Source organism: Pseudomonas tehranensis (assembly GCF_014268615.1).
Classification (GTDB): domain Bacteria; phylum Pseudomonadota; class Gammaproteobacteria; order Pseudomonadales; family Pseudomonadaceae; genus Aquipseudomonas; species Aquipseudomonas tehranensis.
Genome location: NZ_JABWQV010000002.1, coordinates 83,430 through 105,077 on the forward strand (window position 1 = coordinate 83,430; position 21,648 = coordinate 105,077).

Annotated in this window: 22 protein-coding genes; 16 read left to right on the forward strand and 6 right to left on the reverse strand. The window is 61.4% G+C overall.

The features are described from left to right. The first annotated feature begins 79 nt into the window (after nt 1-79). The 3 genes from betC (at nt 80) to HU811_RS01560 (ending at nt 4,300) form a co-directional block, all read left to right on the forward strand. Nucleotides 80-1,594 carry a choline-sulfatase gene (betC, locus tag HU811_RS01550; RefSeq protein WP_186653450.1) on the forward strand — a complete coding sequence of 505 codons (1,515 nt, stop codon included), beginning with the start codon at nt 80-82 and terminating at the stop codon, nt 1,592-1,594. A gap of 15 nt (nt 1,595-1,609) precedes the next feature. Continuing rightward, the gene (gene choX, locus HU811_RS01555; protein WP_186653451.1) at nt 1,610-2,527 is read left to right on the forward strand and encodes a choline ABC transporter substrate-binding protein; all 918 of its coding nucleotides are present in this window, start codon (nt 1,610-1,612) and stop codon (nt 2,525-2,527) included. 204 nt (nt 2,528-2,731) lie between these two features. After that, nucleotides 2,732-4,300 carry a SulP family inorganic anion transporter gene (locus HU811_RS01560; protein ID WP_186653453.1) on the forward strand — a complete coding sequence of 523 codons (1,569 nt, stop codon included), beginning with the start codon at nt 2,732-2,734 and terminating at the stop codon, nt 4,298-4,300. Between the two features lie 130 nt (nt 4,301-4,430). Here HU811_RS01560 and aroE read toward each other — a convergent pair whose 3' ends face one another. Beyond that, a complete protein-coding gene (aroE, locus tag HU811_RS01565; RefSeq protein WP_092399725.1) occupies nt 4,431-5,252 on the reverse strand; it encodes a shikimate dehydrogenase in 822 nt (273 codons plus the stop codon). Between the two features lie 12 nt (nt 5,253-5,264). Continuing rightward, nucleotides 5,265-6,179, reverse strand: coding sequence for an oxygen-dependent coproporphyrinogen oxidase (gene hemF, locus HU811_RS01570; RefSeq protein ID WP_092399727.1), 915 nt, complete (start codon nt 6,177-6,179; stop codon nt 5,265-5,267). A 163-nt stretch (nt 6,180-6,342) separates the two neighbouring features. Between hemF and HU811_RS01575 the strand changes: the two genes are divergently transcribed. Next, nucleotides 6,343-7,320 carry an NADPH:quinone reductase gene (locus tag HU811_RS01575; protein ID WP_186653454.1) on the forward strand — a complete coding sequence of 326 codons (978 nt, stop codon included), beginning with the start codon at nt 6,343-6,345 and terminating at the stop codon, nt 7,318-7,320. A 151-nt stretch (nt 7,321-7,471) separates the two neighbouring features. Here HU811_RS01575 and tsaC read toward each other — a convergent pair whose 3' ends face one another. From tsaC to HU811_RS01590, 3 genes are all read right to left on the reverse strand, one after another. Further along, nucleotides 7,472-8,029: an L-threonylcarbamoyladenylate synthase type 1 TsaC gene (gene tsaC, locus HU811_RS01580; protein ID WP_092399731.1), complete on the reverse strand. Its 558-nt coding sequence runs from the start codon at nt 8,027-8,029 to the stop codon at nt 7,472-7,474. A gap of 60 nt (nt 8,030-8,089) precedes the next feature. Next, nucleotides 8,090-9,184, reverse strand: a complete 1,095-nt coding sequence (gene dprA, locus HU811_RS01585) for a DNA-processing protein DprA (protein WP_186653456.1) — start codon at nt 9,182-9,184, stop codon at nt 8,090-8,092. A gap of 79 nt (nt 9,185-9,263) precedes the next feature. After that, nucleotides 9,264-10,289 (reverse strand): LysM peptidoglycan-binding domain-containing protein, encoded by a 1,026-nt coding sequence (locus tag HU811_RS01590; RefSeq protein ID WP_092399735.1) that lies wholly within the window; start codon nt 10,287-10,289, stop codon nt 9,264-9,266. A 158-nt stretch (nt 10,290-10,447) separates the two neighbouring features. Here HU811_RS01590 and def point away from each other — a divergent pair, with 158 nt between their 5' ends. The 5 genes from def (at nt 10,448) to HU811_RS01615 (ending at nt 15,176) form a co-directional block, all read left to right on the forward strand. Further along, a complete protein-coding gene (gene def, locus HU811_RS01595) occupies nt 10,448-10,954 on the forward strand; it encodes a peptide deformylase (protein WP_092458005.1) in 507 nt (168 codons plus the stop codon). A 71-nt stretch (nt 10,955-11,025) separates the two neighbouring features. Beyond that, nucleotides 11,026-11,985: a methionyl-tRNA formyltransferase gene (gene fmt, locus HU811_RS01600; RefSeq protein WP_186653458.1), complete on the forward strand. Its 960-nt coding sequence runs from the start codon at nt 11,026-11,028 to the stop codon at nt 11,983-11,985. Continuing rightward, nucleotides 11,982-13,292: a 16S rRNA (cytosine(967)-C(5))-methyltransferase RsmB gene (gene rsmB, locus HU811_RS01605; protein WP_092399741.1), complete on the forward strand. Its 1,311-nt coding sequence runs from the start codon at nt 11,982-11,984 to the stop codon at nt 13,290-13,292. The genes fmt and rsmB overlap by 4 nt, the downstream gene beginning before the upstream one ends. A gap of 24 nt (nt 13,293-13,316) precedes the next feature. Further along, on the forward strand, nt 13,317-14,690 hold the full coding sequence (gene trkA / locus HU811_RS01610) for a Trk system potassium transporter TrkA (RefSeq protein WP_092399743.1): 1,374 nt from the start codon (nt 13,317-13,319) through the stop codon (nt 14,688-14,690). 174 nt (nt 14,691-14,864) lie between these two features. Further along, nucleotides 14,865-15,176, forward strand: a complete 312-nt coding sequence (locus tag HU811_RS01615) for a tetratricopeptide repeat protein (RefSeq protein WP_047229821.1) — start codon at nt 14,865-14,867, stop codon at nt 15,174-15,176. Nucleotides 15,177-15,184: 8 nt separating this feature from the next. Here the strand turns inward: HU811_RS01615 and HU811_RS01620 are convergent, their stop codons facing one another. Then, a complete protein-coding gene (locus HU811_RS01620) occupies nt 15,185-15,451 on the reverse strand; it encodes a DUF2790 domain-containing protein (RefSeq protein ID WP_186653460.1) in 267 nt (88 codons plus the stop codon). 286 nt (nt 15,452-15,737) lie between these two features. On the opposite strand from HU811_RS01620, the gene HU811_RS01625 reads away from it, so the two are divergent. The 7 genes from HU811_RS01625 to HU811_RS01655 all read left to right on the forward strand — a co-directional run bounded on the left by HU811_RS01625 (nt 15,738) and on the right by HU811_RS01655 (nt 21,599). After that, complete coding sequence (locus HU811_RS01625) at nt 15,738-16,478, forward strand: response regulator (RefSeq protein ID WP_186653462.1); 741 nt, start codon at nt 15,738-15,740, stop codon at nt 16,476-16,478. Continuing rightward, a complete protein-coding gene (locus tag HU811_RS01630; protein ID WP_186653463.1) occupies nt 16,475-17,788 on the forward strand; it encodes an ATP-binding protein in 1,314 nt (437 codons plus the stop codon). The genes HU811_RS01625 and HU811_RS01630 overlap by 4 nt, the downstream gene beginning before the upstream one ends. Before the next feature lie 208 nt (nt 17,789-17,996). After that, on the forward strand, nt 17,997-18,644 hold the full coding sequence (locus HU811_RS01635; protein WP_186653464.1) for a ferric reductase-like transmembrane domain-containing protein: 648 nt from the start codon (nt 17,997-17,999) through the stop codon (nt 18,642-18,644). A 126-nt stretch (nt 18,645-18,770) separates the two neighbouring features. Then, nucleotides 18,771-19,649: an alpha/beta fold hydrolase gene (locus tag HU811_RS01640; protein WP_186653466.1), complete on the forward strand. Its 879-nt coding sequence runs from the start codon at nt 18,771-18,773 to the stop codon at nt 19,647-19,649. Between the two features lie 37 nt (nt 19,650-19,686). Next, on the forward strand, nt 19,687-20,490 hold the full coding sequence (locus tag HU811_RS01645) for an alpha/beta fold hydrolase (protein WP_186653468.1): 804 nt from the start codon (nt 19,687-19,689) through the stop codon (nt 20,488-20,490). Nucleotides 20,491-20,873: 383 nt separating this feature from the next. After that, entirely contained in the window at nt 20,874-21,353 is a 480-nt protein-coding gene (locus tag HU811_RS01650) for a hypothetical protein (protein WP_186653469.1), read from the forward strand. A gap of 12 nt (nt 21,354-21,365) precedes the next feature. Continuing rightward, entirely contained in the window at nt 21,366-21,599 is a 234-nt protein-coding gene (locus HU811_RS01655) for a hypothetical protein (RefSeq protein WP_186653470.1), read from the forward strand. The last annotated feature ends 49 nt before the right edge of the window (nt 21,600-21,648 follow it).

The window sequence follows — 21,648 nt, forward strand, 5'->3', positions numbered from 1 at the left end:
CTTTACCCATAAAGACGGGAGTTACATGCTCAAACGCAGCAATGTCGCATAACTGTTTACTATGGAATGCCGCGAATACATGAAGCGCAAGAACATTCTTTTCATCATGGCCGATCAAATGGCCGCGCCAATGTTGCCGATCTACGGTCCTTCGCCGATCAAGCTGCCGAACCTGTCGCGCCTGGCCGAGCAGGGCGTGGTGTTCGACGCCGCGTATTGCAACAGCCCGCTCTGTGCACCGTCACGCTTTACCCTGGTGAGCGGCCAGTTGCCCAGCAAGATCGGCGCCTACGATAACGCGGCGGATTTTCCTGCGGACGTGCCGACCTACGCCCACTATCTGCGGCGCCTGGGTTACCGCACGGCGCTGTCCGGCAAGATGCACTTTTGCGGGCCGGACCAGTTGCATGGCTATGAAGAACGCCTGACCAGTGACATTTACCCGGCCGATTACGGCTGGGCTGTGAACTGGGACGAGCCCGACGTGCGGCCAAGCTGGTATCACAATATGTCTTCGGTGTTGCAAGCCGGGCCGTGCGTGCGCACCAACCAGTTGGATTTTGATGAAGAAGTGGTATTCAAGGCCCAGCAGTATCTGTTCGATCACATCCGGGAGGATGGCGACCAGCCGTTTTGCCTGACGGTGTCCATGACCCACCCACACGACCCGTACACCATTCCCAAGACCTTTTGGGATATGTATGACGACAAGGATATCCCGTTGCCGCAAACCCCGGGGCAAACGGAACTGGACCCGCATTCCCAGCGCCTGTTGAAAGTGTATGACCTGTGGGACAAGCCGCTGCCTGTGGATAAGATCCGTGATGCCCGCCGCGCGTACTTCGGTGCGTGCAGCTACATTGACAGCAACGTCGGCAAGTTACTGCAAACCCTGGAAGACACCGGATTGATGGACGACACGATCATCGTGTTCTCCGGCGATCATGGAGACATGCTCGGTGAAAAAGGGCTCTGGTACAAAATGCACTGGTTCGAGATGGCCGCGCGTGTGCCCCTGTTGATCAGCGCACCGGGCCAATTCGCCAGCGGTCGGGTCGGGGCGGCGGTGTCCACTGCTGACTTGCTGCCGACCCTGGTGGAGTTGGCCGGTGGCACGTTGGAGCCCGGACTGCCACTGGATGGCCGCTCGCTGGTGCCCCATCTGCAGAGGCAGGGCGGTCATGACGAGGTTTTTGGTGAATACATGGCCGAAGGCACCATCAGTCCGTTGATGATGATCCGTCGTGGTCCATGGAAATTCATCTACAGCGAAGACGATCCGTGCCTGCTGTTCGATGTGCGCAATGACCCCAAAGAACTGGAGGACCTCAGCCAATCGGCTGAGCATCAGTCCCTCTACGCCGACTTTCTCACCGAGGCGCGAGCCAAATGGGATATCCCGGTCATTCATCAACAGGTCCTCGCCAGTCAACGCCGCCGGCGTTTTGTCGCCCACGCGTTGACCCTGGGCAAACTCAAGAGCTGGGATCACCAGCCGCTGGTGGACGCCAGCCAGCAGTACATGCGTAACCACATCGACCTCGACGATCTGGAACGCAAGGCCCGTTATCCACAACCCTGCCAAAACCAATAACGTAAGGGGAAGCACATGCAAAAGTTATCCACAGTACTGACCGCTGGGCTGTTGGCGCTTAGCAGTTCGGCGTGGGCCGAGCAAAGCTGCGAGACGGTGAAAATGGCCGACCCGGGCTGGAGTGACATCGCTGCGACCAATGCCATCACCGGCTTCCTTCTGGATGGCATGGGCTACAAGGCCAAGGTCGACACCCTCGCGGTGCCGATCACCTTCGGCGGCCTCAAGGACGGCCAGGTTGATGTGTTTCTGGGTAACTGGATGCCGGCGCAGCAAGGGTTCTACGACAAGTTCGTGGCCAATGGCGATGTCACCCAACTGGCGAAGAACCTGGACGGCACCGAATTCACCCTGGCGGTCCCGGACTATGTCTGGGACGCGGGTGTGCATAACTTTGCCGACCTGAACAAATTCGCCGACAAGTTCGACAAGAAGATCTACGGCATCGGTTCAGGTGCCCCGGCCAATCTGTCCCTGAAGGAAATCATCAAGACCAATGATTTCGGCATGGGCGAGTGGAAACTGGTGGAATCGAGCGAGCAGGCCATGCTCGCGGAAGTTGCCCGGGCCGTGAAGAAACAGAAGTTCGTGACCTTCCTTGGCTGGACGCCACACCCTATGAACGTGCAGCTGAAAATGCACTACCTCAAGGGCGGCGAGAAGTATTTCGGTGATACCGGCAGCGTTTATACCCTGACGCGCAAGGGTTATGCACAGGCCTGCCCGAACGTCGGCAAGCTGTTGACCAACCTGAGCTTCACCCAGGAAATGGAAAACAGCATCATGGCCGAGGTGGTGAACAACAAAGTCAGCAACGCCGACGCGGCCAAGGCCTGGATCAAAGCCAACCCGGCGGTGCTGGATAAATGGCTGGACGGCGTGAAGACCCTGGATGGCAAGGATGCGTTGGCGGCGGTGAAGGCCAAGCTCTGACAGCCCCGCTGCCTTGCGTGGGAGCACTGTCGCGAGGAAATCCATGTGGGAGCAAGGCTTGCCCGCGATGAAGACGACTCGGTCCTTCAGAGACCGAGGTGCCTATTTCGCGAGCAAGCTTTGCTCCCACATAAATCCCCTCACCATAGGGAGAACGGTGCCTAGCCCTGATACTCTTGCGCCAAACCCAGTCTTTGAGGCCCCATGGCATTTCCCACCCGCCATTCACTCTTTCCGTTCCTGAGCTGGCTGCCGCGGCAGACCCGCGCCAGTGTCGGCCGTGACCTGATCGTCGGTCTGAGCGGTGCGATTCTCGCGTTGCCACAGTCCATTGCCTACGCCCTGATCGCCGGATTACCGCCAGAGTACGGCTTGTATGCGGCGATTGTGCCGGTGCTGATCGCCTGCCTGTGGGGATCGTCGTGGCACCTGATCTGCGGCCCTACTGCGGCGATTTCCATTGTCCTGTATGCCAGCGTCAGTCCCCTGGCCATGCCGGCCAGCCAGGACTACGTCACCTTGATCCTGTTGCTGACGGTGCTGGCGGGTGTTTTCCAGTGGCTGCTGGGGCTGTTGCGTTTCGGCGCGCTGGTGAATTTCGTCTCGCACTCGGTGGTATTGGGTTTCACCCTGGGGGCGGCGGTGGTGATCGCCCTGGGGCAATTGCCCAATCTGCTCGGTCTTGATCTGCCCAACGAAGCCACGGCGTTGAAGGGGCTGTTGATGTTGATCAGCCACATCGAGGCTGTGGATAAACCTTCGTTATTCCTGGGTCTGGGAACGCTGGTGCTGGGGGTGCTGCTCAAACGGCTGCTGCCGCGCTGGCCGAGCCTGTTGATAACTTTAATCATCAGCAGCCTGGTGGTCTGGCTCTGGCCAGGGATGTTCGGGCATGTCGCGTTGGTCAGCGCCTTTGCCGGGCGCCTGCCGCCGTTCTCTGCGCTGCCGCTGGACCTGGATCTGATTCTGCGCCTGCTGCCCGGCGCCGTGGCGGTGGGCATGCTCGGGTTGGTGACCAGCCTGTCCATCGCCCGTTCGTTATCGGTACGCTCCGGGCAACTGCTGGATGCGAACCAGGAGGTCAGGGCGCAGGGGCTTTCCAATATCGTGGGAGGGTTCTTTTCCGGGTCCTTGTCAGCGGGTTCCTTTACCCGTTCCGGCCTCAGTTATGAGGCGGGCGCCTGTTCACCCCTGGCCGGGGTGTTCTCGGCGCTCTGGGTGGCCTTGTTTGCGGTAACCGGTGCGAAGCTGATTTCCCACATTCCGATACCGGCCATGGCCGGCAGCATTCTGCTGATTGCCTGGGGTCTGGTGGACTATCGCGGTGTCCGGTCGCTGTACCGCGTGAGCCGCGCCGAATTCGTGGTGATGAGCCTGACCTGCCTGGCCACGCTGCTGCTGGAGCTGCAAACCGCAATCTACGCCGGTGTGCTGGCGTCGCTGTTTTTCTACCTCAAGCGCACCTCGCAGCCGAGGGTGCAACATTCCCACGAGGGCGAAGCCGACATCCTGCGGGTGGGCGGCTCGATCTTTTTCGGTGCCAGCCACTACCTGCAAGTGCGCCTGCAACGGTTGCAGGCACAACGGGTGGTGATCGATGCGCAGCAGATCAACTTCATTGATTATTCCGGGGTGGAAATGCTCCACCAGGAAGCCCGGCGCCTGCGGGGCCAGGGGCGTAGCCTGACGTTGCGCAAGGCCAGGCCGCATGTGGTGGAGGAGTTGAAGAAGCTGGAGGGGCCGGAGCACTGCCCGATTCTTTTCGAGGACTGAAAAGCTTCAGATGAATGCAATTTGTGGCGAGGGTTTATGTGGGAGCAAAGCTTGCTCGCGATGCAGGCACCACGGCTTTTCCAGAGACCGCGCCGAATTCATCGCGAGCAAGCTTTGCTCCCACAACCGCTTAAAGTGCGAGCTGGCGGCGCAGCTCGGCCAGTACCGGCGCGGTGTCCGGGCGTACCCCGCGCCACAGGTAGAACGCTTCGCCCGCCTGCTCGGCCAGCATGCCCAAGCCATCCATCGCCACCGCCGCACCCTGTTCGCTGGCCCAACGGCAGAATGACGTCGGCTCCTTGCCATACATCATGTCGTAGCAGAACGTCATGCCGGGTTCGATCAAGCTTGCGGCGATCGGCGGCACATCCCCGGATAGGCTTGCCGAAGTGGCGTTGATAATCAGGTCCACCGGCTCTTGCAGCCAGTCGAAACCGCTGGCCGAGACCGGGCCCAGGTCCGCGAACAACTCGGCCAGCAATTCAGCTTTTTCCACCGTGCGGTTGGCGATGATCACCGAGGCCGGCGCTTCGGCCAGCAGTGGTTCCAAGGCGCCGCGCACGGCACCGCCGGCGCCCAGCAAGAGGATGCGTTTGCCTTTGAGGTTCAAACCGGCGTTGACGGTCAGGTCCCGTACCAGCCCGGCACCGTCGGTGTTGTCACCCAACAGGCGGCCGTCGGCCAGCTTGCTCAGCGTGTTCACCGCCCCGGCCCGCTGGGCTCGCTCGGTCAGGCTGTCGGCCAAGCGAAAGGCGTCTTCCTTGAACGGCACGGTGACATTCGCCCCACGACCCTCGCGGAAGAATTCCCGCGCGCAGCCGGCGAAATCGTCCAAGGGCGCGAGCAGCGTGCTGTAGTCCAGCGCTTGCCCGGTCTGCTCGGCGAAGAGACGGTGGATCAGCGGCGATTTGCTGTGGCCGATCGGGTTGCCCATTACAACGTAGCGATCCATGGAGTTCTCCGTTCAGGCCGTCGCCAGCCAATCGCGATCCTGCAGGAAGTACTCGGTCAGCCGCGCCTCTTCGCTGCCCGGTTCGGCTTTCCAGTCATAGCCCCAGCGCACTTGCGGCGGCAGGGACATCAGGATCGACTCGGTACGCCCGCCCGATTGCAGCCCGAACAGGGTGCCGCGGTCGTAGACCAGGTTGAACTCCACGTAGCGTCCGCGGCGAAACTCCTGGAACTCCCTTTGTTTGGCCGTGAACGGGTCGTGCTTGCGGCGGCGCACGATAGGCAGGTAAGCCTCGATGTAGGCGTCGCCGATGGCGCGCATGAAAGCGAAGCTGGTGTCGAAATCCCACTCGTTCAGGTCATCGAAAAACAGGCCGCCGATCCCCCGGGGCTCGTTGCGATGCTTGATATGGAAATAGCTGTCGCACCAGGCTTTGTAGCGCGAATACACGTCAGGACCGAACGGGGCACAGGCCTGCTCGGCAACGCGGTGCCAATGCACGCAGTCTTCTGCCACGCCGTAGTACGGTGTCAGGTCGAAGCCGCCGCCGAACCACCAGACCGGTTCTTCACCTTCCTTTTCCGCGATGAAAAACCGCACGTTGGCGTGGGAGGTGGGTACGTGGGGATTGTGCGGGTGGATTACCAGCGACACGCCCAACGCTTCGAAGCCGCGCCCGGCCAGTTCCGGCCGATGGGCGCTGGCCGAGGGTGGGAGACCGCTGCCGAAGACGTGGGAAAAGTTGACGCCGCCCTTTTCAATCACTGTGCCGTTTTCAATCACTCGCGTGCGACCGCCACCACCGGCGGGTCGGGTCCAGGCATCTTCGACGAAACGAGTGCCGCCGTCTTCGGTTTCCAGGGCCGCACAGATGCGGTCTTGCAGGTCGAGCAGGTAGGCTTTCACGGCCTCGGTGCGAGTGGTCATGACATCACCTTGATCAGGGCTACGCTTCGCGGCTTGCAGCGGGCCGGTGGCAAATGGGCGCACAGGATACCACCGCACTTGCCCACGCCACAGTTGACGAAGGTCAAGCTTAGGAGTCCGATAGCAGGCTTGGTAAAAAGTCCACGGCAAGGAGAAAGTGAAGATGGCCAAACGTATCCAGTTCAGTTCCCACGGCGGCCCCGAAGTGCTCGAGTACGTGGGCTACCAGCCTGCCGAGCCGGGCCCGCAGCAGGTGCGGGTCAGCAACAAGGCGATCGGCCTGAACTTCATCGATACTTATTATCGCAGCGGTCTTTACCCGCCACCGGCCTTGCCGTCGGGCTTGGGGGCCGAGGGGGCGGGTGTGGTCGAGGCCGTCGGTTCAGACGTTACGCGGTTCAAGGTCGGTGACCGGGTAGCTTATGGCAGCGGTCCGCTGGGGGCCTACAGCGACGTGCATGTGTTGCCCGAGGCCAACCTGGTGCATTTGCCCGAAGCCATCAGTTTCGAACAGGCGGCCGGCGTGATGCTCAAGGGCCTGACCGTGCAATACCTGTTGCGTCAGACCTATGAACTCAAGGGTGGCGAAACCATTCTGTTCCATGCTGCCGCCGGTGGCGTGGGCTCCTTGGCCTGCCAATGGGCCAGGGCCTTGGGCGTGAAGCTGATTGGTACCGTCAGCTCGCCGGAAAAAGCCGCCATCGCCAAATCCCACGGTGCTTGGGAAACCATCGACTACAGCAAGGAAAACGTCGCACAGCGTGTGCTGGAGTTGACCGACGGCAAGAAAGTCCCGGTGGTCTATGACGGTGTTGGCAAGGACACTTGGTTGACCTCCCTGGACTGCTTAGCGCCCCGTGGCCTGCTGGTGAGTTTCGGTAATGCCTCCGGTGCGGTGGAGGGCGTGAACCTCGGGATACTCGCGGCGAAGGGCTCGCTGTACGTCACTCGCCCGACCCTGGCGACCTACGCCAATAACGCCGAGAACCTGCAGCGCATGGCCGATGAGCTGTTCGGCATGATCAGCAGCGGCAAGATCAAAGTGGATATCAACCAGCGTTATCCACTGGCGGAAGCGGCCAAGGCCCAGGCCGAGTTGTCGGCGCGGCGCACGACGGGGTCGACCATTCTTTTGCCCTGAATGACAGGGTGTTTCTGATGGCCTCATCGCGGGCAAGCCTTGCTCCCACAGAGTAAAACCTGTGAGAGCAGGCCCTACTCCCACCTGTGAGAGCAAGCCCCGCTCCCACCTGTGGGAGCAAGGCTTGCCCGCGATGAACGATGACGCGGTATCAGTCCGGCCGCACCACTTTCCCGGTCGCCAGATCACGAATCACACTGGGGTTCTTGCGCCCACCCAGGTTGCCACCCAGCACCAGGTCGATCTGCCCGCGGAAATACTGCTCGACGCGAATCCGCGTGCGCGCCGCCGGGCGGCCCTGAGGGTTGGCCGAGGTGGACACCAACGGCCCCACCAGTGAGCACAAGTCCCGCACGGTGGGATGATCGCTGACCCGCAGCGCAACCGTGTCGTGCACACCGGTAATCCATTCCGGCAGCAGATTCTGGTGCGGCACCAGCCAGGTGTTGGGCCCCGGCCAAGTGCTGGCCATACGGTCCATCCAGGTTTCGGGGAAATCTTCGAACAGAAAGTCGAACTGGTGGATATTGTCAGCCACCAGGATCAAACCCTTGTCGGGCAGCCGCGATTTGATCGCCAGCAAGCGTTCCACCGCGTCTTCGTTCCACGGGTCGCAGCCCAGGCCCCAGACCGCTTCGGTTGGATAGGCAATCACCGCCCCGGCGCGAATTTCTCGCGCGGCTTGTTGCACACGCCAACTGTTGACCATGAAAGACTCTCCACAACGCAAATAAGGCTGTGCGCAGTTTACCGATCTTCCTCATAAAACCTAGCGCGCAAACCAGCGCCCATTGTCACAGACCGCCCGTCCCTCCATTTCCAGCTCAGTCAGCGCCGCCAGTACTTTGGGCAAGCTCCAGCCGCTGGCAGCGGCCAGCGCTTCGCTGCCAAGCGGAGCGGCATGGAGCAAACGCAACAACGGATGGGTGACGGGCGCCGGTTCCATGGACAACGGCAACTGCTGCCAACCCCGCAATGCTTCGAGAATGTGCTCCACGGTTTCCACCAGCGCCGCGCCGTCGCGGATCAACTGATGACAGCCCTTCGCGCCGGGGTGATGGATCGACCCCGGAATGGCGTACACCTCGCGGCCCTGTTCGGCCGCCAAGCGTGCGGTGATCAGCGAACCGCTGGCGACACTGGCCTCCACCACCAGCACGCCGAGGGACAAACCGCTGATGATCCGGTTGCGGCGCGGAAAGTTGCTGGCGTGGGGCGGCGCGTCCAGCGGGAACTCCGACAGCACCGTGCTGCCTTGGGCGATCATCGCGTCCGCCAGCCGACGATTGCGCTGTGGATAAAAATTTTCCAGCCCGGTGCCCAGCACGCCAATTGTTTGCCCACCCACATCCAGCGCCGCCTGATGGGCCGCCGCGTCGATGCCCAGGGCCAGGCCGCTGGTGATGACAAAACCGGCCCCGGCCAGGCTTCGGGAAAACGCCGCGGCGGTGTCCATGCCCGGACGCGATGCCCGGCGGCTGCCGACCATCGCCAACTGTGGTTTTTCCAGAATGGTCGCGTTGCCGGCGACGAACAACAGCGGTGGCGCATCGCTGATCTGCGCCAGCAGCGCGGGGTAGTCGGGCTGGTCCCACATCAGTAAATGCTGGGCCGGAGCCTCAAGCCAAGCCATTGCGTGGGCGGCGCCGTCACGCACATCCGGGTTGCGCCGGGCCTCGGCACATGCCGCCGGCAACCTCAGCGCTCGCCAGGCGCTGGCCGGTGCGCTGATGGCTTTGGAGGCCGAGCCAAAGGCCTCAATCAGGGTCATGAAACGTTTGGGCCCCAGTTCCGGCAAGCGGTGCAGGCGCAGGCGGGCCTCCAGTTCCGCAGGGGAAACCGAAGCAGATTCAGGCAATGACATGGATCATCCTTGATCGTTACAAGCCCCGTCGAAACGGGAACAAGCTGTGGATAACTCTGTTGGTAACTTGTGAGAGCCGTTATGGGTTGCGCACCTTGTCGAGGATCGCCAACGAGCGTGAGGCGTATAACACCAGGCCATAGCTGAGCTTGTCGTAGGTGCGAAAAACCATCAGCAGGCCGGCACGTTCATCCGGGATTTTCACCTGCTCGCCGGTGATGCGGTCGCGTACGGTCTCGCCGGTCTTCATCACCGCCAGCACATTGCCCTCGGCCAGCCCGTCGCGCCGACCCTTGTTCAGGGTGACCACATCCAGGGCGCCGATCTGGGTGACGCCGCGGGGGACATCGAGGATCAGCCCGTTGATGTCCGATGTCGGTGCGCTGGGCATGAACGTCGAGTTGATCGAGCGTTCTTCGCCACTGAACAGGCGATCACCCAGGCGTACCTCCTGGGTGGTGCGTTGCAAGGCAAGCGTGGTGACATCACCCTCGGTGGCAACGACTTCACCGCTGCCGATGTCATCAGCATTAATGCCCAGGAACTCCTTGGTTTCGGGATCGGTGTAGACCTTGCCCTGCCGGAAGATGCCATACGCCGACTGGTTCGCGTCGAATGAGCCGCGGGCAAAGATCCGGTCGCCTGTGCCGCTGAGCACCCGTTCGGCATCGCCGGCGACGATATAGGGCGCCTTGTCGAAATCTTCGGCCGCGTCGACGATGCGATTGCTCAGCAAAAAACTGTTAATAGCCTGCAGCGGGATGCTCGGGATCGCGTCGGCCACCGGCGAGCTGCGAATGCGCGGCGACAGCTTGATGGTGCCCCGAGAAGCGCCGCGATTGAGGGTCAGCCGTGGTTGGCCATTGACGTAGACCAGCGACAGGGTGTCGCCGGGATAAATCAGGTTGGGGTTCTCGATCTGTGGGTTGGCTTGCCAGAGTTCGGGCCATTTCCACGGTTCACGCAAGTATTTGCCGGAGATGTCCCACAGCGTGTCCCCTGTCACCACCGTGTATTGCTGGGGAAAACCTTCCCGAAGTTGCACTTGCCCGTGCGCGATACCGGCCGAGGCCAGAAGCAGCAGGGCGAGTAGTGATTTCCTCATGCGGTGAATCCCTTTATTATGTGCGTTCGCGTAAAACGCCAGAGCCCCCGTGGCTCGCTCCGTGATTTGAGGAGCAACGTTTTACAACGGTAGCCTGCATCCCAAGACACGCCAGGCCAGCCACCCGACTTTACCTCACACGTGCATTTATCAAGCTTATGGCCATTTTGAACATTCTCGAATTTCCGGACCCGCGCCTGCGCACGATCGCCAAACCGGTGGCCGTAGTGGACGACGAAGTGCGTCAGTTGGTCGATGACATGTTTGAAACAATGTATGAGGCGCCAGGCATCGGCCTCGCCGCGACCCAGGTCAACGTGCACAAGCGTATCGTCGTAATGGACCTTTCCGAAGACCGCAGCGAGCCCCGGGTGTTCATCAACCCCGAGTTCGAAACCCTGACCGACGAGATGGACCAATACCAGGAAGGCTGTCTTTCGGTGCCGGGCTTCTATGAAAACGTCGACCGTCCGCAAAAGGTCAGGATCAAAGCCCTGGACCGCGACGGCCAGCCTTATGAACTGGTTGCCGAAGGTTTGCTGGCGGTGTGCATCCAGCACGAATGCGACCACCTCAACGGCAAGCTGTTCGTGGATTACCTGTCTACCCTCAAGCGTGACCGGATCAAGAAGAAACTGGAAAAGCTTCATCGCCAGAATGCTTGATGCCCCCCTTCAAAGGCTTGCCGCGGCAAGCCTTTTTCTTTTTGCGACTGCTTTGTAACTGAGAGCTTCCCATGACTGAGCCACTGCGCATCGTCTTTGCCGGCACTCCCGAGTTTGCCGCCGAACACCTCAAGGCCCTGCTGGCCAGCCCCCACGAAATCATCGCGGTCTACACCCAGCCGGATCGGCCGGCCGGCCGCGGGCAAAAACTGATGCCCAGCCCGGTCAAGCAACTGGCCCTGGAAAATCACATCCAGGTATTGCAGCCGCCGACCCTGCGGGACGCTCAGGCCCAGGCCGAATTGGCCGCCCTCAAGCCCGACTTGATGGTGGTGGTCGCCTACGGCCTGATCCTGCCCCAAGTGGTGCTGGATATTCCGCGTCTGGGGTGCATCAACAGCCACGCCTCGCTGCTGCCACGCTGGCGCGGTGCGGCGCCGATCCAGCGCGCCGTGGAAGCCGGCGACGCCGAGAGCGGTGTAACGGTGATGCGCATGGAAGCCGGCCTGGACACTGGGCCGATGCTGCTCAAGGTCAGCACGCCCATCAGCGCCGAAGACACCGGCGGCACTTTGCACGACCGCCTCGCGCTCATCGGCCCGCCCGCCGTGGTCCAGGCCATTGCCGGCCTGGCCGCCGGTACGCTGGAAGGCGAAGTGCAGGATGACAGCCTTGCCACCTACGCACACAAATTGAACAAGGACGAAGCCCGCATCGACTGGAGCCGCCCGGCCGTCGAGCTGGAGCGCCTGGTCCGTGCTTTCAACCCGTGGCCGATTTGCCACAGCACGTTGAACGGCGAGGCGCTGAAAGTGCTGGCCGCCAGCCATGCCGAAGGGCAGGGCGCTCCGGGTGAAATCCTCGGCGCCAGCAAGGACGGTCTCGTCGTCGCCTGCGGTGAGCAAGCGTTGTGCCTGACACGTCTGCAATTGCCCGGCGGCAAGGCGCTGAACTTCAGCGATTTGTACAACAGCCGTCGTGAGAAATTTGCCGTCGGCACTCATTTGGGCCAAGCGGCGGACGCTTCATGAATCCGCGTCTGGCCGCCGCCAAGGCACTTGCCGCCGTCCTCAGTGGCAAAGCCTCCCTCAACAGTTCCCTGCCGACCCAACTGGACAAGGTTGACGACCGTGATCGCGGCTTCACCCAGGACCTAGCGTTCGGCACCGCCCGCTGGCAGCCACGGTTGTCGGCCCTGGCGGCCAAGTTGCTGCAGAAGCCGTTCAAAGCCGCCGACGCTGACGTCGAAGCGCTGCTGCTGGTGGGGCTTTATCAACTGCTCTACACCCGCGTCCCGGCCCACGCCGCCATCGGCGAAACCGTGGGCTGCGCCGACAAGCTGAAAAAGCCCTGGGCCAAGGCCCTGATCAATGCCGTGCTGCGCCGCGCCCAACGGGAAAGCGAAACCCTGCTGGCCGAGCTGGAACACGACCCAGTGGTGCGCACCGCCCACCCGCGCTGGTTGCAAAAATCGTTGAAAGCCTTCTGGCCCGAGCAATGGGAAGCCATTTGCGCGGCCAACAACGCCCATCCGCCGATGATCTTGCGGGTCAACCGGCGTCACCATACCCGCGATGCGTATCTGGCCTTGCTGGGCGAGGCCGGCATCCCGGCCATCCCGTGCCAGTACAGCCGCGACGGTATCGTGCTGGAAACTCCTGGCGATGTGCGCGCTCTGCCGGGCTTTGCCGACGGTTGGATCAGCGTCCAGGACGAAGCCGCGCAACTGGCTGCCGACCTGCTGGAACTGGCACCCGGCCAACGGGTGCTGGACGCTTGCTGCGCGCCGGGCGGTAAGACTTGTCACATCCTTGAAGCCGAGCCGAAGCTGGCCGGCGTGGTGGCGGTGGACCTGGAAGCCAAGCGCCTGGTGCGCGTGAAGGAAAACCTCGAACGTCTTGGCCTGGACGCCGAGCTGATCGCCGCCGACGGCCGCGACACCGCCACCTGGTGGGACGGCAAGCCGTTCCAGCGCATCCTGCTGGACGCGCCGTGCTCGGCCACCGGTGTGATTCGTCGTCACCCCGACATTAAACTCACCCGTCAGCCGGACGACATTGCCGCCTTGGCCGCGTTGCAGGGCGAACTGCTCGACGCACTATGGCCAACCCTGGAAGTCGGCGGCATGCTGCTGTATGCCACCTGTTCGACCTTGCCGACCGAGAACACCGAAGTGATCGAAGCGTTTCTCGCTCGTACGCCGGGCGCACGGGAGCTGGACATCGCCAGCAACGCCGGCCTCAAGCAGCCCCATGGCCGCCAGTTGCTGGCCCAGGAGGGCGGACATGACGGTTTCTACTACGCCAAACTGATCAAGATCGCCGCCGCACGCGGTTAAAACCGATTCGATAGGAGTGACCGGATGAAAATCATCATCCTCGGCGCAGGGCAGGTCGGCGGTTCGCTGGCTGAACATCTGGCCAGTGAAGCCAACGACATCACCGTGGTCGACACCGACGGTGAACGTCTGCGGGATTTGGGCGACCGTCTCGACATCCGCACGGTCCAAGGCCGTGGTTCCTTGCCAACCGTGCTGCGTCAGGCCGGTGCGGACGATGCCGACATGCTGGTGGCCGTGACCAACAGCGATGAAACCAACATGGTGGCCTGTCAGGTCGCTCACACGCTGTTCCACACCCCGACCAAGATCGCCCGGGTGCGCGAGGGGGCCTACCTGACCCGCGCCGAGTTGTTCGACAACGAAGCGATTCCGGTGGATGTGCTGATCAGCCCCGAGCAAGTGGTGACCAACTACATTAAGCGCCTGATCGAACACCCCGGCGCCTTGCAAGTGATCGACTTTGCCGAAGGCAAGGCGCAACTGGTGGCGGTCAAGGCCTACTACGGCGGGCCACTGGTGGGTCAGCAACTGCGCCAGCTACGCGAACACATGCCCAATGTGGAAACGCGGGTCGCGGCGATTTTCCGGCGTGACCGGCCGATCCTGCCCCAGGGCGACACGGTGATCGAAGCGGACGACGAGGTATTTTTCATCGCCGCCAAGGCCAACATTCGCGCGGTGATGAGCGAAATGCGCCGTCTCGACGAAAGAAACAAGCGCATCGTGATTGCCGGTGGCGGGCAGATTGGCGAACGTCTGGCCGAAGCCATCGAAAGCCGTTATCAGGTCAAGATCATCGAGATGAGCCCGGCGCGTTGCCGCTACCTCTCGGACAACCTGAACAGCACCGTGGTACTGCAGGGCAGCGCTTCGGACCGTGACCTGCTGCTGGAAGAAAACATCGCCGACGCCGACATCTTCCTGGCCCTGACCAACGACGACGAAGCCAATATCATGTCGTCGTTGCTGGCCAAGCGCCTGGGGGCGAAGAAGGTGATGACCATCATCAACAACCCGGCCTACGTCGACCTGATCCAGGGCGGCGAGATCGACATCGCCATCAGCCCGCAACTGGCAACCATCGGCACCTTGCTGGCCCACGTGCGCCGCGGCGACATCGTCAGCGTGCACTCCCTGCGCCGCGGCGCCGCCGAAGCCATCGAGGCGATTGCCCATGGCGATGCCAAGTCGAGCAAAGTGATCGGCAAGGCCATCCGCGACCTCGGCCTGCCGCCCGGCACCACCATCGGCGCGATCATCCGCGACGAAGAAGTGCTGATCGCCCACGACGACACCATGATCCAGACCGGCGACCATGTGATCCTGTTCCTGGTGGACAAAAAACACATTCGCGACGTCGAGAAGCTGTTCCATGTGGGGTTGAGTTTCTTCTGATCCGGAATCTGCGATGCCTGATCGTTCGCCTTCGCGGGCAAGCCCGCTCCCACAGGGTCTGGTGTTGTTCACGAAAATTGTGAGCAACAAAGATCTACTGTGGGAGCGGGCTTGCTCGCGAAGGCGGTCCAACGGCCAACAGATCAATCACTGACACCACCGAGGAAGCCCGCCATGCTCGACTCCCTGGAAAAAATGCTCGCCAAGGGTGTGGATAACTCACTGCTGCGCTTCGGCCTGGGCAAGGGCTATCTGGACCTCGGCGAATTCGCCCGAGCCGCCGAACACTTCCAACGCTGCGTCGAACTCGACCCCAAGTATTCAGCGGCGTGGAAACTGTTGGGCAAAGCCCACCAAGGCCAAGGCGATCTACCGGCAGCCCGCCAGGCCTGGGAACAAGGCCTGGAAGCCGCCCGCGCCCACGGCGACAAACAGGCGGAAAAGGAAATGACTGTGTTCCTCAAAAAACTGGATCGCCATCCCTGAGCCTCCCCTCAGCCCCCTTCATTGTTGCAATTGGCTGCCTGCTTGAGGTACGTCAGGGCTCGCTGTTCACCCATTGAATCGAGGTAGGTGATTTGCGCATTCACCAACCCGCAGGTCTGGCCACTGTCTTCGGTCAGCGAGAGCACTTTTTCAATGTCCAGATGGGTGCCGTAGGCGTAGGTTTTGCTTGCTGATTTGTCCTGGGCCATGGCGGGTAATGCGCCGGCGCTCAGGGCCGTCATCAGGCAAGCAGTAGCGATGTTTTTCAAGTTCATGGTCGTTTCCCTTCAATGAGTTCGATGGTGTCATCGAGGCGATTCGTGTTGTCTCGATGGCGCTCATTAAAGGCCCGTGAGGTATCTCGGCTGTGTCGAGAAATGCCTCGGTTGGATGGGTTACGTATCTGAGGTGGATTGCGATACAGAGCGATACAATCGCCACTATTTTTTGCCTGGCTCTGGCTTGATCCGGGCTGGAGAAGCTGAACGGCGGTGCGCTGCCAAGCTGCAATAGAGCATCGCCACACTGCGCAATAGATGCGCGCATTTCGGAGAGCAGGGCATGGAACATGTCGATCACGTATTGATCGTGGATGATGATCGGGAGATCAGGGAGCTGGTCGGCAACTACCTGACGAAGAATGGTCTGCGCACCACCGTGGTCGCGGACGGCCGCCAGATGCGGGCCTTTCTCGAAGCCAACCAGGTGGATCTGATTGTGCTCGACATCATGATGCCGGGGGATGACGGACTGCTGCTGTGCCGCGAACTGCGCGCCGGAAAGCACAAGGCGACACCCGTGCTGATGCTGACGGCTCGCACCGACGAGACCGACCGCATCATTGGCCTGGAAATGGGCGCCGACGACTATCTGGCCAAGCCCTTCGCGGCCCGGGAGCTGCTCGCGCGCATCAACGCTGTGCTTCGGCGTACCCGCATGCTGCCGCCCAACTTTGTCGTCAGCGAAAGCGGCCGCCTGCTCAAGTTCGGTCGGTGGCGCCTCGACACCACCGCCCGCCATCTGCTGGATGAAGACGACACGCTCGTTTCCCTGAGCGGCGCCGAGTACCGGCTGCTGCGGGTATTTCTCGATCATCCTCAGCGGGTACTGAGTCGCGACCAGTTGCTCAACCTGACCCAGGGCCGTGACGCGGACATCTTCGACCGTTCCATTGACCTGCTGGTCAGCCGCGTGCGTCAGCGCTTGCTGGATGACGCGCGCGAACCGGTCTACTTGAAGACGGTGCGCAATGAAGGCTACGTCTTTACCTTTGCCGTCGAAATGCTTGAGGAGCAAGCATGAAACTCGCCTTGCAATGGCCTCGCACGCTGGCCTCGCGGCTGTGGCTGGTGTTCCTTGTCGGTCTGATCCTCGCCCAGTCCCTGACGTTCGCAGCCCAGTACTACGAACGCTACCAAAGCACCAAGATCGCCATGTTGGGCAACTTCGAACACGACACGGCGACCTCCATCGCCATCCTCGACCGTCTGCCTGCCGCCGAGCGCCCGGAGTGGACCAAACGTCTGCAGCGGCGCAACTATGACTATTTGCTGCGCGAACATGATCCTGGCATTCCACTCGCCTCGAACGATCTCGCGGCGACGGCGGCGCAGTCACTTCAAGTCGCGCTGGGCCGCAACTATGACCTGACCTTTGTCGAAATCCCGGGTCCACGTCAGCATTTCCAGGCCCAGGTGCGACTGGCTGACGGCAGCCCGGTCACCATCGATGTGCGCCCGTCGGTCAAGCCGTTGTCGCCCTGGTTGCCCTTTGTCCTGTTCGGTCAGCTGGTGTTGATGATCGGTTGCACCTGGCTTGCCGTGCGCATCGCGATACGCCCCCTCAGCCGCCTGGCCGAGGCGGTCGAAAATCTCGACCCGAACGCACATCCCGTTCAGTTGGATGAAACCGGCCCACGTGAAGTGGCCTACGCCGCCCGGGCCTTCAACAGCATGCAGTCGCGCATCGCCGCTTACCTGAAAGAACGCATGCAATTACTGGCGGCCATTTCCCATGACTTGCAGACGCCCATCACGCGCATGAAGCTGCGCGCCGAGTTCATGGACGACTCGCTGGAGAAGGACAAACTGGGCAACGACCTGAACGAAATCGAGCACTTGGTGCGCGAAGGTGTTGCCTATGCTCGCAGTGTCCACGGTGCGACTGAAGCCAGCTGCCGCATCAGTCTGGACTCCTTTCTCGACAGTCTGGTGTGCGACTACCAGGACACCGGTCGTGAGGTCAGCCTGCGCGGCAAGAACGGCGCGATCATCGAGACACGTCCCCATGCCTTGCGCCGTATTCTGGTGAACCTGGTGGATAACGCGCTGAAGTACGCCGGCACCGCCGAGGTGGAAATCCGCCGCGACACGAGCGCTGGCGTTTCGATCGATGTCCTTGACCGTGGCCCGGGCATTCCTGAGGAGGTCCTGGCCGAGGTGGTCAAGCCGTTCTATCGGGTAGAAAGCTCACGCAACCGCAGCACAGGCGGCACCGGCCTGGGCCTTGCCATCGCTCAGCAGTTGGCCGTCGCGGTTGGTGGCTCACTGAGCCTGCGCAACCGCGATGGCGGTGGTCTTTGCGTGACCCTCAACTTCGGCCTCGACCGATAGGCCGCGCTGGCTGCACGTCTAGTGCAGCCGCTACCGTTCGGATTCAGGGGCATTTGTAAGCCACTGTATCCAGCGCCTTCGCAGACTCAAAACAACGCATAACCGCCGGTTGCCGAACATAGCCGGTATACATCCCCTTGCAAGAATTCTCCCCATCGAATCGCCATCGGACCCCGTTTGGCGAGCCCTGACGTAAGGAGACCTTGTCATGAATACCCAATCCTACCGCCCTCAAGGCTGGCAGCTGTTCGGCCTGATTGCAGCCTTGGTGGTGGCGATGAGCATCGCGGCCGTCGCGGCACAACCCGACCTTGTCGAGGGCCTGCGCAGCGCCATCCGCGCCACCGCCCGTTCTTCCTTCGCACTGTTTCTGATCGCGTTCACCGCGTCGGCGTTTGCCGTACTGGTGCCTTCACCGCTCTCCAAGACACTGGTTCGCGAGAGGCGCTTCATCGGCCTCGCCTTTGCCTTCTCCCACCTGATACATGCCGTGCTGATCTACGGGTATGGGCAGCTCAATACCGAGTTCTGGCCAGCCCGCACCGTTGCCAACAACATCCCGGGTGGGACCGCCTACGCCTTCATCCTGCTGATGGCCATGACCTCATTCAAAGCGCCCGCCCGACTGCTGGGACCCAAGGCATGGAAGACATTGCATGTCACCGGCATGTGGGTCATCGCCGCTGTATTTGCCTTCTCCAACTTCAAACGTATCCCGATGAGCGACTGGTACGTGCTGCCTTTCGGCCTCATCTGCGCCGCCGTGGCGATCCGACTGGTCGGCAAGCTGGCTATGGCCAACAAACGCAGCCAAGCCAGGCAAGCGTCGATGCGCCGGGCAGCGCTCGCCTCCTGATCATCCAGACGAGCGGCCCAGCATAGCGGTCCGGAACAAGCGAAGCGGCTTTCTCAAGCGCGACATATCTCTGCATTAGATTTTTCAGAAGCAATCATCCCGATTGCCGACATCAAGGAAGCGAAAATGAGCCCTAGCACCCATACCTCTCAGGCAGTCCATCCAGCCCAGGCCGGCAGCTACATCACCACCCAGGACGGCGTACAGCTCTACTACAAAGACTGGGGCCCGAAAGATGGGCAAGTGGTCACCTTCAGCCATGGCTGGCCGCTGAATTCGGATAGCTGGGAATCTCAGATGTTGTTCCTGGCGGACAAAGGCTATCGGGTGATCGCCCACGACCGCCGCGGCCATGGCCGCTCCAGCCAGCCGTGGGAGGGTAACGACATGGATCACTATGCCGATGACCTGGCCGCTGTGATCAACACCCTGGACCTTAACGACGTCACCCTGGTGGGTTTCTCAACCGGTGGTGGAGAAATCACCCGCTACATCGGCCGCCACGGTACCGATCGGGTGAAGAAGGCCGCACTGATCAGCGCCGTTCCACCGATGATGCTCAAGACTGAAGACTACCCAGGCGGCCTGCCGATCGAGGTGTTCGACGGCCTGCGCCAGGCCTCACTGGACAACCGCTCGCAGCTGTATCGCGACATCGCCTCTGGCCCGTTCTTCGGCTTCAACCGCGACGGGGCGAAAGTCTCCCAAGGGCTGATCGATTCGTTCTGGGTGCAGGGCATGCAAGCGGGTCACAAAAACACCTATGACTGCATCGCGGCGTTCTCGGCGACGGATTTCCGCGCCGACCTGGCCAAATTCGACTTGCCGACACTGATTGTGCACGGCGACGACGACCAGATCGTCCCGATTGAAGCCTCCGCCCATGCTGCCGCCAAGCTAGTGCAGAACGCCGAGTTGATCGTCTACCCGGGCGCGCCACACGGTCTGACCGACACCCACAAGGACCGCCTCAACCAGGATCTGTTGGACTTCCTGGGCCAGTAAGCCCATCGCACCCTCCAATAAATGAAAAGGAATGATCATGCGCACTATCAAATCGCTCTTGGCCGTCACCCTCACCGCTGGACTGGCACTGACATCACTCCATAGCGCCGCCGCGCAACCCGACGCCGCCAAGCCCACCGTCGTGCTGGTGCATGGCGCATTCGCCGAATCGTCCAGTTGGAATGGGGTTGCCGCTCAGTTGCTGAACCAGGGTTACCCGGTTGTTGCAGCGGCTAACCCGCTGCGCGGGGTAAAGCAGGACGCCGATTATGTTACCGACATCGTCGAGCAGACCGCTGGCCCGGTGATCCTGGTGGGTCACTCCTACGGCGGGGCCGTGATCACTAACGCAGTGCACGACAACCCCCGGGTCAAGGCGCTTGTCTACGTCGCGGCGTTCGCGCCGGACAAAGGCGAAACCGCCATCGAACTGTCCGGTCGTTACCCTGGCGGCACCCTTGGGCCGACCTTGGCCGCTCCGGTGCAGTTGGACGACGGCAATAAGGACCTCTACATCCAGCAGGACAAATTCGGCCAACAGTTTGCCGCCGACGTTCCGGCAGCCGACTCCGCGCTGATGGCTGCCACCCAACGTCCCATCAGCGAGGCTGCCTTGAAGGAAGCGTCGGGCGACCCGGCCTGGAAAAAACTGCCGTCCTGGTTCATCTACGGTTCGGCGGACAAAAACATTCCCGAGGCCGCCCTGAAGTTCATGGCCGAACGCGCTGGCTCGAAAAAGACCGTCACCGTCCAAGGCGCCTCCCATGTGGTGATGACGTCCAACCCGGGGAAAGTGGCGGAGCTGATCATTGAAGCGGCGCAGGCCAGTTCCAAAGGGTGATCGCGTAAAGCGGGTCGACTGACCCAAAAAGCCTGGTTCGTTCACCCGTTAGTTGCTTCGAGAAGAGCCGAAAAACCCGGCGCAGGAGGCCGGGTTTTCATTGCGAAGCACTCATAAAAAAGTCCACCCCCCAATCCACTGTCGATCCGCTAAAAGCTCAGACGGCGCAAAACCTGTGGGAGCAAAGCTTGCTCGCGATAGCGGTAGATCAGCCAGACCCGTTGTCGACTGACCTGCCCCAAACGCGAGCAAGCTTTGCTCCCACAGGTTTGTGGCTAAACTGACCGGCATTCCCCGCTTCCCGATCCACCAAGCTGAAATGATTTGAATCCAATCCGCCCCTTGGAGAGAATCGCCACCTTTACCCCAAAAGGATGCGGGCGATGAAGTTCGAAGGGAATTTCCAATACATGGGCAATCACGGGATCGTCTTCAACGTCTCGCAGATTACCCTCACCGACAGCGAACGCGGACGCCTGCGTGAGCTGCATTTTGGCGAGGCGAAAAGCGCCCACTATGAAGTCAACTACAAGGTCGTCGAGGTGTACGACAAGATGCTGGCCAAGAGTCTGCCGTGCGTGATGATGATCGGCATCTCCAAACCGCTGACCAGGCAACAGGGCGATGCCCTCAATGCCCAACGCACCACTATTGCCAACCTTTCAGCCACGGCCTTCACTGCCGCCGCCAAGGCCGTGGCGCCCTCTTACGTGGCGGCATCTGTAGGGGCCGGTGTGCGCATGTACGCCAATGAAATCCTGCCCACCTACCATGCTGGCGACGTACTGGTCAGCATCGAGGCGCAGGTCAACGGCGGTATCGGCCCGCAACGCACCCTCTCGACATTGATCATCAAGGCCTGACCGGAGACGTACATGTCCGAAATTACTCAGTTGGTCATTGCCTTGGTGTTGTCCTTTCTGCTTGATCGGTTCCTCAAGCCCTATCTGCTACGCAAGTGGCTCGGCGTGGCGTTGGTGGCGGCGGGTGCGGTTGGTTGCGTGGTGGCAGGTCAGAGCCGTTTGTTGGGGTTTGATCTGGGGTTGCTGTCGGTTTTTGCCGTGGCGATAGGGATGGGATTGTTCATGAAGCGGCGGCGGTTTGAGTAGGTTGACTGAGAAGAAGGGGCCAGACGGAATATCAGAAAATAATCTGTCC

Bases quoted from the DNA above. Each gene is read 5' to 3' on its own strand.
- HU811_RS01630 (WP_186653463.1), top strand. From the start codon at position 16,475: ATGAAACTCGCCTTGCAATGGCCTCGCACGCTGGCCTCGCGGCTGTGG.
- HU811_RS01650 (WP_186653469.1), top strand. From the start codon at position 20,874: ATGAAGTTCGAAGGGAATTTCCAATACATGGGCAATCACGGGATCGTC.
- HU811_RS01645 (WP_186653468.1), top strand. From the start codon at position 19,687: ATGCGCACTATCAAATCGCTCTTGGCCGTCACCCTCACCGCTGGACTG.
- HU811_RS01635 (WP_186653464.1), top strand. From the start codon at position 17,997: ATGAATACCCAATCCTACCGCCCTCAAGGCTGGCAGCTGTTCGGCCTG.
- HU811_RS01615 (WP_047229821.1), top strand. From the start codon at position 14,865: ATGCTCGACTCCCTGGAAAAAATGCTCGCCAAGGGTGTGGATAACTCA.
- betC (WP_186653450.1), top strand. From the start codon at position 80: ATGAAGCGCAAGAACATTCTTTTCATCATGGCCGATCAAATGGCCGCG.
- tsaC (WP_092399731.1), bottom strand. From the start codon at position 8,029: ATGGTCAACAGTTGGCGTGTGCAACAAGCCGCGCGAGAAATTCGCGCC.
- trkA (WP_092399743.1), top strand. From the start codon at position 13,317: ATGAAAATCATCATCCTCGGCGCAGGGCAGGTCGGCGGTTCGCTGGCT.
- HU811_RS01575 (WP_186653454.1), top strand. From the start codon at position 6,343: ATGGCCAAACGTATCCAGTTCAGTTCCCACGGCGGCCCCGAAGTGCTC.
- fmt (WP_186653458.1), top strand. From the start codon at position 11,026: ATGACTGAGCCACTGCGCATCGTCTTTGCCGGCACTCCCGAGTTTGCC.
- choX (WP_186653451.1), top strand. From the start codon at position 1,610: ATGCAAAAGTTATCCACAGTACTGACCGCTGGGCTGTTGGCGCTTAGC.
- hemF (WP_092399727.1), bottom strand. From the start codon at position 6,179: ATGACCACTCGCACCGAGGCCGTGAAAGCCTACCTGCTCGACCTGCAA.
- HU811_RS01620 (WP_186653460.1), bottom strand. From the start codon at position 15,451: ATGAACTTGAAAAACATCGCTACTGCTTGCCTGATGACGGCCCTGAGC.
- HU811_RS01655 (WP_186653470.1), top strand. From the start codon at position 21,366: ATGTCCGAAATTACTCAGTTGGTCATTGCCTTGGTGTTGTCCTTTCTG.
- HU811_RS01560 (WP_186653453.1), top strand. From the start codon at position 2,732: ATGGCATTTCCCACCCGCCATTCACTCTTTCCGTTCCTGAGCTGGCTG.
- def (WP_092458005.1), top strand. From the start codon at position 10,448: ATGGCCATTTTGAACATTCTCGAATTTCCGGACCCGCGCCTGCGCACG.
- rsmB (WP_092399741.1), top strand. From the start codon at position 11,982: ATGAATCCGCGTCTGGCCGCCGCCAAGGCACTTGCCGCCGTCCTCAGT.
- HU811_RS01640 (WP_186653466.1), top strand. From the start codon at position 18,771: ATGAGCCCTAGCACCCATACCTCTCAGGCAGTCCATCCAGCCCAGGCC.
- dprA (WP_186653456.1), bottom strand. From the start codon at position 9,184: ATGTCATTGCCTGAATCTGCTTCGGTTTCCCCTGCGGAACTGGAGGCC.
- aroE (WP_092399725.1), bottom strand. From the start codon at position 5,252: ATGGATCGCTACGTTGTAATGGGCAACCCGATCGGCCACAGCAAATCG.
- HU811_RS01590 (WP_092399735.1), bottom strand. From the start codon at position 10,289: ATGAGGAAATCACTACTCGCCCTGCTGCTTCTGGCCTCGGCCGGTATC.
- HU811_RS01625 (WP_186653462.1), top strand. From the start codon at position 15,738: ATGGAACATGTCGATCACGTATTGATCGTGGATGATGATCGGGAGATC.